This is a genomic window from Hyalangium sp., assembly GCF_045802625.1.
In the GTDB taxonomy this organism is placed as follows: domain Bacteria; phylum Myxococcota; class Myxococcia; order Myxococcales; family Myxococcaceae; genus Hyalangium.
In genome coordinates, this window is the sequence record NZ_JBJMQP010000217.1 from 1 (window position 1) to 11,674 (window position 11,674).

At 65.3% G+C, this 11,674-nt stretch carries 11 protein-coding genes; all 11 read right to left on the reverse strand.

The window, feature by feature from the left end:
* Nucleotides 1–214: 214 nt before the first annotated feature.
* Nucleotides 215–469, reverse strand: a complete 255-nt coding sequence (locus ACJ8AT_RS34990; protein ID WP_407742306.1) for a hypothetical protein — start codon at nucleotides 467–469, stop codon at nucleotides 215–217.
* Between the two features lie 13 nt (nucleotides 470–482).
* Nucleotides 483–1,400: a cation diffusion facilitator family transporter gene (locus ACJ8AT_RS34995; RefSeq protein WP_407742307.1), complete on the reverse strand. Its 918-nt coding sequence runs from the start codon at nucleotides 1,398–1,400 to the stop codon at nucleotides 483–485.
* A 17-nt stretch (nucleotides 1,401–1,417) separates the two neighbouring features.
* Nucleotides 1,418–2,668, reverse strand: a complete 1,251-nt coding sequence (locus ACJ8AT_RS35000; RefSeq protein ID WP_407742308.1) for a TonB family protein — start codon at nucleotides 2,666–2,668, stop codon at nucleotides 1,418–1,420.
* A 168-nt stretch (nucleotides 2,669–2,836) separates the two neighbouring features.
* On the reverse strand, nucleotides 2,837–4,612 hold the full coding sequence (locus ACJ8AT_RS35005; protein ID WP_407742316.1) for a SpoIID/LytB domain-containing protein: 1,776 nt from the start codon (nucleotides 4,610–4,612) through the stop codon (nucleotides 2,837–2,839).
* A gap of 40 nt (nucleotides 4,613–4,652) precedes the next feature.
* The gene (locus ACJ8AT_RS35010) at nucleotides 4,653–5,927 is read right to left on the reverse strand and encodes a TIGR02270 family protein (protein WP_407742309.1); all 1,275 of its coding nucleotides are present in this window, start codon (nucleotides 5,925–5,927) and stop codon (nucleotides 4,653–4,655) included.
* A gap of 27 nt (nucleotides 5,928–5,954) precedes the next feature.
* Nucleotides 5,955–6,494, reverse strand: coding sequence for a DUF6484 domain-containing protein (locus ACJ8AT_RS35015; RefSeq protein ID WP_407742310.1), 540 nt, complete (start codon nucleotides 6,492–6,494; stop codon nucleotides 5,955–5,957).
* A gap of 4 nt (nucleotides 6,495–6,498) precedes the next feature.
* Nucleotides 6,499–7,524 (reverse strand): DUF2169 domain-containing protein, encoded by a 1,026-nt coding sequence (locus tag ACJ8AT_RS35020; protein ID WP_407742311.1) that lies wholly within the window; start codon nucleotides 7,522–7,524, stop codon nucleotides 6,499–6,501.
* Nucleotides 7,525–7,562: 38 nt separating this feature from the next.
* Nucleotides 7,563–9,827 carry a type VI secretion system Vgr family protein gene (locus ACJ8AT_RS35025; protein ID WP_407742312.1) on the reverse strand — a complete coding sequence of 755 codons (2,265 nt, stop codon included), beginning with the start codon at nucleotides 9,825–9,827 and terminating at the stop codon, nucleotides 7,563–7,565.
* A gap of 142 nt (nucleotides 9,828–9,969) precedes the next feature.
* Nucleotides 9,970–10,647 carry a hypothetical protein gene (locus ACJ8AT_RS35030; RefSeq protein ID WP_407742313.1) on the reverse strand — a complete coding sequence of 226 codons (678 nt, stop codon included), beginning with the start codon at nucleotides 10,645–10,647 and terminating at the stop codon, nucleotides 9,970–9,972.
* A gap of 18 nt (nucleotides 10,648–10,665) precedes the next feature.
* Complete coding sequence (locus tag ACJ8AT_RS35035; RefSeq protein ID WP_407742314.1) at nucleotides 10,666–11,229, reverse strand: hypothetical protein; 564 nt, start codon at nucleotides 11,227–11,229, stop codon at nucleotides 10,666–10,668.
* A 109-nt stretch (nucleotides 11,230–11,338) separates the two neighbouring features.
* Nucleotides 11,339–11,674: hypothetical protein (locus tag ACJ8AT_RS35040; protein WP_407742315.1), on the reverse strand; the 336-nt coding region annotated here is incomplete at its 5' end.

The window sequence follows — 11,674 nt, forward strand, 5'->3', positions numbered from 1 at the left end:
CGAGCAATGGCTGAAAAGCCAACCAGCTCCGGAATGGGGAGAGTTCGTCAAGGTCGCTGGGCGGACGTATTCCGTTGAGAAGCGTGCTGTGACACGACTGGTCCTGCTGCCCTCATTTACTCCCGATGAGCTGAGGGAGTGGAAGCGCTGAAGTACTTCTCAGGTGGTGACGACCTGGAGTGCGGCACTGATGTGCCGGACGTAACCTTTGGGGCTACTTCGCCTGGCCGCTCGGGCCGGGCGGGGCGAACTCCGGATCCCACAGGGCTCGCTCTTCCTCGGCGAGGAGCTGCTCGCGCTGGGCCATCATCGCCTTGGCCACGCCGTAGGCCCAGGCCGCCAGCTCGGCGCCGTTCTGCACCTCGGCCGGGGTCGTGTCGGGCCGGGCGAGGCGGGCCGCGAGCACCTGGCCCGCGAACCAGTCGCGCAGCGTCATCCCCTCGGCAGTGAACATGGCTTGGATGGTCATCGCTGTCTCCTCGTCACCCTGAGCGCGCCGAGCCCGTGGCCTGGGCGGGCTCCACGTGCACCACCACGTCCACCACCTGGGGGAAGGTGCCGTGGAGCAGCTGCTCCACCTGATCCGCCACCTCGTGGGCCCGCGCCGCGGTGAGCTGCGGGTCCACCTCGATCTTCAGGTCCACGTAGACGCTGTCCTCCATGCCGCGGCTGCGCACGTTCCGGCATGACAGGACTCCGGGCACGCCCAGCGTGAGCTGTCCCACCTTCGCCGCGTCCAGCCGCGCCGTGTCCGAGAGGATGCCCACCGCCTGCCGGACGATCCCGTACGCCACATAGGCCACGAAGATCATCACCACCAGCGCCACCACGCCATCGGCCCGCGGGTAGCCCAGCGCCACCAACCCCAGCGAGCCCAGCACCGCCACGGTGACGAACACATCCGAGAGCGTGTGGTTGGCATCCGCCAGCAGCAGGGTGCTCTTGAGCTGCTCGCCGTAGCGCCGCTCAATGCGCGTGACGGCGAGGTTGATCACCAGGGTGAACACCATCACCCCGGCCATGAGCGGAGTCACCTGGGGATGCTTGTCGTGCAGCAGCGAGTCGAGCGCCATGCGCCCCAGCTCCAGCATGCCGATGCCGATCATCGCCCCGATGCCCAGCGAGGCGATCGCCTCGAACTTGCCGTGGCCGTAGGGGTGGTCCTCGTCCGCGGGCTGGGCCGCCGCCGACATGGCCACCAGCCCGATGATGTTGGAGCTGCCGTCGATGAACGAGTGCAACCCGTCCGCCGTCACCGAGGCGGACTGGTACACGATGCCGAACAGGAGCTTGGCGAGCGCCACGGCCCAGTTGGCTACGAGGATGGCCGCGAGCACCTGCCGGACCTTCCGGTTGCGCTCCGCGTGAGCTTCCTGGCGGTTGGAGATGGAGGCTTCCACGGGGGCGAAACCCTACCTCAATTGGACCCGCGGAACAGGCGCATCCGCGGGCCGCCGCCCATCTCCAGGAAGAAGCCGAAGGAGAAGCGCACCGTGGAGTCCCCATCCAGCAGCCCCACAGGCGGGTTGGGGAAGGGCTGCGCGCGCTCGAACGAGGCGACAGCCTCCATGTCCAGGAAGTCCAGGCCGCTGCTCTTCTCCACGTGGATCTCCTGCACCATGCCCTTCTGGTCCAGCGTCACGTTGACCAGCGTATACCGGTCCTTGCCGCTGTAGATGGTGCCCGTGGGATCCCTGTGCCGCAGCTCGGCGTTGGGATCCCAGTGCATGCCCACGCTCTGCTTCACGCGGTTGAAGAAGCTGGCGTACTTCCACTCGCGGGTGTTGAGCAGGGTGCCATCGCCCTCCTCGGCGTCCTGGAGGTGATCGTTGGGCGCCGCGCCGATGATCTTGTCCATCACCGCCTGGGAGGGCATCAGCGTGGCCAGCCCGGGCTGGCCCGCGCGGCCGTTGGAGCCCTCTGTCTCGCCCTGGCCGGAGCCCGGCTGGATGTTCAGCCGCTTGGAGTTGCCCTTCACCTCGTCGCTCTCGTTGCGGTTGGCCACCTGCGGGCCGATCCCCGAGTTGTCCTTCTCCGGCTTGAGGGCGATCTCCTGCTTGCGGTGAGCGTCAGGAACCTCGAAGGCGGGCTTGTGGTTGCCCGGGCTCATGGGCTGGTCATCCGAGCCCACGCCATTGTTGCCCGCGATCTTCGGCGGCTGCTCCGACTCGTGGCCCACGCCCTCGCGGTTCTGGGGCGCCGTCTTCTGCGGCATGGCGTTGCGGTAGAAGGGCGTCTGCTCCTTGGCGCGCGTCTCCTTCTGCACCTTGTTGTCGTGCTCGGCCAGGTACTTCGCGTCCGGGGCCTTCTCGTCGTTGCCCTTGGCCACGTCCACTACCTGGCCATTGGGCCGCTGCTCGTCCTTCTTCTTCTCCTCTTTCTTCTCCTGGGCGCGGGGACGCTCGGTCACCTGCGACTTCGCGGGCTTGGACTGTCCCCGGTTCTTGGCCCACTGGTCGCTCGTGAGCGGCCGCATCGACACGGCGCTCGGAGGCCGCGTGGGGCGCTTCTCACCGCCCGGCAGGTGCACCTCGATGTAGGACAAGAGCAGGAGCATGCCCACGAAGGCCACATGCCCCAGCAGGGACAGCAGCAGCACGAGGAGCGCCAGGCCAGGCCCCCTCCGCTTGCGTCGCCGCCTGTCTGGTCCCTGAGTGTCCGTGGCCACGTGCTGGATGATAACCCCTGAAGCGCCTAGCTACTCCCGAGCCGTCGCCGAGAGAACAGGAGAAATCTTCCGTAATGAGGCCTGAACATCGAGCGAGGGAGAAGCGGACCCACGTCCTGCCCCCTCGGGAGGGAGGGGGCAGGGGAGCGCCTGGGGCTGCTCGGAGGCTCAGTAGATGGCGGAGACCTCGGCCCCATTGAAGTAGTGCCGGAGGATGTCCCGGTAGTGCTGCCCGGCCTCGGCCCGGCCGATGGCGCCCGTTTGACACATCCCCACGCCGTGCCCCCAGCCGCCGCCTCGGAACACCCAGCCGGTGAGGCGGCCCTCGGCGTCTCGGGTGGGCTCCACCACGGCCAGGGTGCTGTTGAGCATCCCGAAGAGCCTGCGGATGTTCAGCTCTCCGCGAATCTGCGTGGCGCCCTGCTCGCCGGAGATCGTCAGCACGCGGGCCCGTCCGGACACGCCGCGCTCCGAGAACTTCAGCGCCTGGACCGCGCCCACCCCGAGGCTCTCCGTGAAGGCGTTCACCTGCGCGGCCGTGAAGTGCTTCTCCCAGCGAAACTTGTTCGGCTGCGTAAGTGAGGAGAGCCGGCACGCCGCCGGCATGTCCGTGGCGCTGAGGAACGCCTCCAGGTTGGCGGGGGTGGGCTGGCCGGCGGAGGGCTCGAGCAGATCCGGTTGGCCGCGCAGGCTCGGATCCGGAGGCCCGCCCCAGACGACCTCGTTGTTCTCCGTGTGCCCGCCGCACACCGCGCTGTAGACGGAGTCCACCAGCCGCCCATCCTTGGAGAAGAGCGCCTCGCCCCGAGTGGCCTCCACCGCGGCGGTGGTGCTGGGCGCCTCGCCGGTGCGGCCGCGGTACACGGCGCAGTGCTGTTCGGAGCACAGGAGGTAGGGGTCCGCCAGGTGCTTGGTGCCGACCTTGGCCAGCACCTCGCCGCGCGCCGTCACCGCCTGGGCCTTGAGCGCCTCCATGGGGGCTCGCGCGAAGATCTCCGAGGGCACCAACCCCTTGAGCAGATCCTCCAGCTTCACCACGTTCACCACCGCGAGCGTGCCGAAGCGATCCACGGTGAACTGGAGCGAGCCGCGGTAGCTGCGGTCCTCGAAGCCGTGGTTCTCGTAGCCCACCTGGTATTCCACCTGCCGCACGTCGAAGCCCGAGCCGTCCGTTGTCTCCGCGATCAGCGAGTCCTGCGCCAGCCCCACCACGTTGCCCGCCGTGTCCCGGACCTCGAGGATGCCACGCGAGGGGGTGTGGACCTCCTCGAAGAGCGTCGTCTGCATGCCGTAGCGGCGCAGCAGCTCCGCCTGCCGCGCCGTGGCCTCCTTGAGGGGGAGCACCTCGTCCACGAGCAGCAGGTAGCGCCGGTTATCGATGACCTTGCCCGCGATGCCGTAGAGCGAGCCGAGCACCTGGACGCGCGTGGCCAGCCCACGGGCCTGCCACTCCTGCTGCTCCTGCGCGAGCCCCGCCTTGTCCGAGAACCGGAACTCGCCCAGCTGGATGCGCGCGGTGAGCACGGCGGGCTCTCCATGCGTCACCCGGACCCGCCATACCGAGCCTGAGGGCGCCTCCAGGATCTTGTCATCCGGCCCGCCGAAGCGCAGCCGCATCCGCGCCCGGGGCAAGAAGGTGACGTCGGAGCGGCCCTCCATCAGCCGGATGGGCACTTGCGGCTCGCCGCCGCGGAAGTCGAGCCGCTTCACCTCGGTGGGCGGGGGCATCCCCTGGGAGAGCGGGGCTCCAGGCAGCGGGGGAGGCGCGCCCGCATCGGTGATGGGAGCGGGTGGCGGGGCGCGCGCCGCGGGGCCCGTACGCGCGTCGCTCGCCGGCGTGGGCTGCGGGGCCGTGGCGCAGGCGGCGAGAAACAGCGTGAGGAGGGCGGGGACGGCCTTGAGCACGGCAGGAGGACCGTACTCGCGCGGAGCCCGGGCCGCCACTTTGGGCCCCTGTCCGCTGCGCCGCTCATCCGCGGGCTGATTATCCGAGAGTCGCAGGTGAGCCTGCTCGTACAGCACGCAGCGCTCCGATTTGACGGTCCACGAAAGCACGAGTGGGCACCTGGTGTGCTCCCCGGCTTCGGAGTGCGAACTCCAGCGCGAGCACGTGACGGCGCCTCATGGAGGTGTGCATGAGCGCGTCGAGCAGGATCTGGGAATCGAAGGGCCGGCCCTCCAGATAGCGGCGCTGAGGCTCCATTTGAGGGCGAGCCTGTTGCCACCACGCGGAGATGGCATCGGCGTGGGGCAGGGGCAGTGCATTCGTGGGCTTGGGGCCGAGGTCGGCATCGAGGTTCTCCTGCTCGAGCGGAATAGGCTCCTGGGGCTCCGAGTCTTCGGGCTTGGCGGTGTACGGGCCTTCGATGCGCAGTCCGGTAATAGCGCTGAAGGCCTCGCCCGCGAGTGCCGCAACGGACTTCTGCCGCATGAACTCGAGGCAGGTGTCGGCACAGGCGATGCGACCGCTGAAGCCCAGCGCCCAGAGCACGTCTGGACGGAGCACCTCATCCGCGAGCAGTGCTTGGAGCTGTTTGAGCTCCCGCTCGTCGCCGCTCAGGGCCAGAAACAGCAGAGGCAGCGGGCTGGCCAGAGCGCGAGATTGAATGGCGGCCCAGCAGGCCGCCCGGGTGGCGCGGTGCCCTTTCACCGCTCCCGTCTCGATAGCCGCATCCCGCACCTCCGGCGAGGAGGAGGCCAGCGCTTGCTCCAGCACGGCGGACGCGAGCTCTACGTGGGACCGGCAGGCCGCACGAAGCGCCGCGGCGGCGAGCTTCGGGGATTCGTGCGAGACGAGAGCCCGGCACACGGCAGCAGGCGCGCACTGATGGAAGCCCAGCACCTCGAGCGCCAGGATTCGGAGCCTGGGGTTCTCGTCCTGGGGAAGCAACTGAAGCCAGGGCGGGAAATGAGACGGCTCCAGCAGCTCCAGCGCTCGCTGGAGAGCGGCAAGCGCCGCGTCATCCGCCGAGCGGACACGCTCGAGAACCATGTCTGGGCTACCAGGGGTTCTGCCGAGCAGGAGCGCGAAGGCCGCAGTGCGGATGAGCTCAGGCTCGTCTGACGCGAGGGCCGGCAGCAGGAGGCGCTTCGCCGCGGGCTCCCCCCCAAGGATCAGCCCATCCACATGGGCATGGAGCCGTTCCTCCAGCGGCATGACCTCGGCCAGCACATGGTCGGGCGCCACCAGCGCCTGCTCCCACTGGCTCCAGAGGAAAGCCGTTTCTTCCAGGTGCTGCTCGTAGATGTCCCAGCGCATGAAAAGCCGTCCTTGGGCAGGATGCCTCTAGTTGATCTCGACGGAACCGCCCTTGATGCGGTGGGTCCCTGTAGCCCGCGACTCCAGGTAGGTGCCCTTGACGATGACCTTGCCGTTGCGCCGCAGGGTGATGCTGGCTTCTCCGCACTGCAGGACGATCTCATCCTTGCCTTCGATGAGAACCCGCCGCCCATCCACCTTGGCATCGACTGGCGGTGGCTTGGGCGCCTGTGCCTGCTCTTCGAGCAGCGCATCCACCAGGGGGGTCGGGCTGGTCTCCTGGATGAGCCCCAGGATGAAGGGCAGGCCAGGGTCACCCTGCTCGAACAGGAGCACCACCTTCTGGCGGCGGGAGACCGCGGACTGCAGGCTCTTGGAATCGACAGTGGCTGCCAGACGTGCCGCGATGGGACCGTTCTTGTTGCCAGGGAAGTCGACCCACAGCCCACCGGTGTCATCACTTCCTACGAGCCAACCCGCGAGGCTCCCCCAGATGCGTTCAGCGGTGGCACCATCGCTGTCTTTAGTCACGACAGACATCTTGTTGACATCAACATTGGCGGCCATGTCTTCACCTCATGTGGGGGACATCGGCGTGCACGGTTCGCACGTCATGGATGCTTTCACTCAGGGCGACCTGGCCCCGCCACAGCAGCAGCACCTGCTCTGCGTCTGTATCGATGATGACGGTGTCCAGCCGCATCTCGGGGAGCGAGTCTTCCGCACCCGAGAGTTCCACGGTCACCGACGGCGCAGCCCGGATGGGGAGCGAGAAGGACAGGGGCCCTTTGCGCGAGGCATTCGTGATGGCCACGGGCTCGTTGCCCAGGAGGTAACCTGGGGCGACGAGGCTTGGTGACGCGGCGTTGAAGAAGCGCCGATCGAAGTCTTTGGGCAGCAGAGGCTTGCGCGTCTTGTCCCACGTCTCGTCGTAGGTCCCCGCGAATGCCGCGCGAGGTTGCCAATGGGGGGAGAGGAACCCGAAGCCCGCAGGGGAAACCCGCTGTCCGAAGCGCTCGAGTGGGTGGTGGGGATCCTCCAGGTTGGGCAGGTGCAGGTCTTCCTCGAAGGATCGAAAACTGGAGCGGAATCCGACTCCCACGGGGTTGCGTGGCTCGAAGGTGTGCAGGCTTGGATCCGGATCGGAGCGGTCCCAACCACCAAAAGCGCGTTCGTAGACCAGGGGGATGCGCTCGAAAGGCTGCGGCCTGGTCATGGAAATGAAGCCCAGGCGCTTGTTCCAGATGCGATCTCCGAACACCCGCACCGATTTCTCCACCGGCCCCACGCGCAGGGAGACGAGCGACTCACGAGTGTTCTGGCTGGGAGCCCACGCGTGACCCACCAGGACGACGTCCGTGGCGGGTTTGATGAAGGCGCACTCGGGCTCGTAACGGTAGCTGGAATCCTCGGGCTTGCCCCAGGGCACACCCGCGACATGGACGGGCACCTGCTCTTCGGCGAGCTTCAAGCCGTCGCCATGGATGGCATAGGTGGCTTTGACCACCGGCACCAGGAGCGGGCGCAGCTCCTCATCCGCGAGCGCCAGGAGTTCGAGCGCGAAGGGAGTCTGGTTTTCGATGGAAGGGTGTCCCACGCTCTACCTCCGCCCTGATGGGGCTTCTGGCGCCCGGATCAGTTCTCGGAGATCTTCGAGCCCTTGATGACGACATCGCCGCTGGCGGTGATTTCGATCTTGGCGCCCTTGAGGACCACGTCCCCGTTCTTTTTCACCTGCAGGGTCGCCGAGCCCACCTTGAGGGTGAATTGCTCCTCGGCCACCAGAGCGATCTCCTTGGCGGACAGCGTGTAGCCGTCCTTGACGACATGGTTGTGCTTGCCGCCGACGCTCACGAGGAGATCCTTCTCTACCTTGAGCGTGCGATTCTTTTCGACCTGCTCGGACAGATCGCCACCCACTTGCAGGGTGCGTGAGCCCTTGACCGTCTCGGACTTCTTGGCTCCCACCGTCTCGGTCTTGGAGCCCCCCACCTGCTCGGCCATGATGCCGCCCACGAGCTGGTTGAGGGCTGCGCCCACGGTGATCGCATAGGCGCCGCCGACGTTCAGCATCTTGCCCAGCCCCACGGTCTCCGCCGAGGCCATGGCGACCATCACGGTCTGATTGTTGTTCACGGAGATGGACTGGTCCCCCACCACGGACTCGGTGTGATTGCCCGTTACCGTGGTCGAGCGGTCCTTGACCACCTCCAGGGTCTGGTTGCCGCCGATGATGCTGTCGTCGTTCTTCTTGACCTCCAGCGATTGGTTGCCCTCGACGGTCTTGGTTCTGTCTTTCTTGACCAGCAGCGTCTCGTTGCCGCGCACCTGCTGCGTCTTGTCGTTCTCGACGACGATGTTGAAGTCCTTCTGGGCGTGCAGGTAGACCTGCTCCCTGCCTGCGGCATCCTCGAAGCGCAGCTCGTTGGAGCCGTTGCCGCCTGGGCTGGAGTTCGAGCGCAGCGTGCTCTGCGTCTTCTGGTCAGGCAGATGGATGGGCGGCGGGTTCTGCCCGTTGTAGACGCTGCCGGTGACGATGGGGCGATCCGGATCTCCCTCGAGAAACTCCACCACGACTTCGTGTCCAATACGAGGCAGGTAGAGCGCTCCCCAGCTCTGTCCGGCCCAGGCCTGGCTCACCCGGATCCAGCACGAGCTCCTGTCGTTGTTCTTGCCCTCGCGATCCCAGTGGAACTGCACCTTGATGCGGCCGTGCTCATCGGTGTGGATCTCTTCACCTGCGGGGCCCACGACCATGGCCGTCTGGGCGCCCGCAATCATCGGGCGAGGCGTGGAGCGCGACGGGCGGAAGGGAACCTGCGCGGGGATGCAGACGAACTCGTTGCGGTAGGCCTCCTTGCTGTCAGACATCGACTGCTCGAAGGTGAGGACTTCTGGCTGCCGGCCCACGTACCGGACCGAGAGCAGGAGGTAGCTCTGGTTGAACTCAGACACTGGGTGATCAGCCAGCTCGAAGGTCTGGCCCACGAGCAGGCGGCGGCAGTTGCTTGCCCCCGTCGCCATCTCCACCCGCGCGCGCAGCTCCTCCAGGCGGACCTTGGCGAGCGACTTGCCGATGCCCGGCTCCTCGTATCGGGCAGGGTAGTCGTAGATCTCGAGCGCGTGCTCCCCCTCATCGGCGGTGGTGGTGGCGGTGAGATCCAGAGCTGGCCGGACGAAATTGAAGTCCCGGAGGGCCACGGCACCGGGCTGGATCTCCCGGCGAGCCGAGAACTCGTGCACGGACTCGCTCCCCGCCACCATCTTGGAAGGTTCGCGATAGACGAGTCGTGCCTCGCCGGCCATGGCGGCACAGGTGATCGACGCGTCGTTGAGGATCATCTTGTGCGAGCCCTCGGTGTGCTCGAAGGAGTAGAAGATGCCCTCCTCCTCGAGCAGCCGGGAGACGAAGTCGAGGTCCGACTCGCGGTACTGCACGCAGTACTCCCGGGGCGCATACGAGCCCTGCAGCGACAGGGTGTGCTCGATCCGGGCGTCGCCGAGAACCTTTTGGACGATGTCCGGGACGGTCATCTCCTGGAAGATGCGGCTGCGCCGGGTGTGGCGGAGCATCCACAGCCGGGGAACCACCGTGACGCGGTAGCGCTGGCGTTCGGGGCCGCGGCCCGCATCCCAGCGCGAGATGCGTGACACGATGCCGTGGAAGAAGCGGCCGGTGCCATCGCCAAGCTGCACGGTCAGCAGCGCGTTCTGGCCAATCAATGCCTTCTCATCGACGGACATGCCCGGAGGCGCCGCGAGGTTGATCTCGACTGAGTAGAGCTGGGAGATGGTCTCCTGGGCCTCGAAGCCCACCACAGCCAGCTCGCCTGCGGCATGGGGGCCAGCCTGGAACTCGAACTCGGCCTGGTTGGCCTTGAGCGCAGCGGTTGCTAGCATGGAATTCCCCTCTGGATGCCCTTGATGGGCTGCCTTGCGCGGAAGATTAATGCCGAGACAAGATATTCGAGGACGAGAGGGATGGCTGTACTACCCAAGGAGATGCTGTCTCCCGCAACCCCAGGGCACCTGTTCGCAGTAGTTATGGGCCTGTTAGCGCCCAGTTGCGCCGACAGAGAGAGGAGAGGACGTAGTAGCCAGCGGGTGAGTGGAAGTATCGCAATCTCGAGCTTCTCTCTTGCCCCAGCAACAGCGTAGCCATTTCCTCTTTGCTTAGGAGCCCTTGGGCGAGTGCGTAGAAGCCGGGGAGCGGTCGCTTCAGCAGCATGCCACTCCTCAACTCCGAGACAATTTGCTCCGGTTCCAAGGGGGCGAACAAGATGGGCCAATCACGGCCATAGGCGCACTCTGAGGACCCGCAGGCGTGGATATATTCACAGATGAAGCGCTCCAGCCACTCGCCTTCAGTCATTCCTTGGGGTTTGATGTATGGAACCTGGCTGTCGATCTCCACCGCCATGCATGTAGCGGTATCTTGCTTCCAAAAGGAGAGATAAAGGACTGCCCGGATTGACAAGACATCGTATGAGATGGAAAAGCCATCCCAGGTGCTTGCAATTTCCGTGGCTTCGTTGTCCTCCCGAAGAGGGGAAATAGAGTCCTCTTGGAATGCCAGCTGCCGTGTTACTTCGTCCCATGCAAGACGGCCAATGCCGCGGGGCTTGAAGTGGTGCGCGTCTCTCAACTTGGCGCTACTGCGGAAGACATGCGCAAGCGGGGTGTTCACCGTGGAGAAACGGAACCATGTGGGCGTGCCCATGACGAGACTCGGGGGAGTTCAAGGAAAAGGGACAGGGATGACGTCAAAGCCAGCATTCTTGAGTAGAGTGAGCTTTTCGTCAAACTTCTTGTTGGCGGGTACCTTGTATGAAACCTTGTATCCGCGCTCTGCCAGTGTCTTGTTGTTCTTGAACTGCGCGGTCCCTCCATAAGAACCCTTCTGGTCTTTACATTCGACCGGTGAGGTCTTGCTGGAGGCATGATCAAGTTCCCGGAACTGGCCGCACTTTACGCAGACTGCCTTGATGTGCTGATGATTGCCGGGGAGATCGGCGCTCAACTCCGCCTGTGTTGCACCGCGAGAGATCTGCCTGCCGTGGGTGATGTGTCCTTCTTGGACATTGTGCGCTGCGGCGGCAATCTCAAACGGATCTGCTCCTGCCTCCTTCAGCTTTTCAATCCGCTTCAAAGGGGTGGCTTCGGCCGGATCGACTTCTGGGAAATATATGCGCTCGACATGTTCTCCATCTGGACAAGCAGGGTCGGCCAGCGGCTTGCTAAAGGGCAGAGAGCCACCCCCCTGTATCTTCTGGATTTTCTTCCCGCTTTTGATCTTGACCATATCGGGTCTCCGAGGACTTCGGGCAGTTGGGGCCAAGGTCGCTCAGGGGCGTTGATGCGGAGGCGAAACTCTTGGCACTGCTCCTGACGAGGATGTGCTTCCTGCGAGCCTAGGATTCATCAAGGGTGATGGTTTTGCCAAAGATCTGGATGTTGCCAGATTTCTCCACGCGGAGAGCAACCTGACCGTTTACGACGATTGAGAATTTATCTGCCTTGAGGTCGAAAGTTTTGGCAAGACAAGTTGTCGCTCCATCGATCAGCGCGCGTGAATAGGTGCCGACGTTGATCGAGATGTCCTTGTTCGTTGTGATTGAGGCTGTCCCTTCTACCTCCTCCCAGCAATTGCCCCCTACCCGCATGGAACTGTCCGCAGCGATGGATTCTTGGCGGCTGCCTTCAGTGCTTGTGAGCCACATTCCGCCCACTTGTATGGCTTTGGTTCC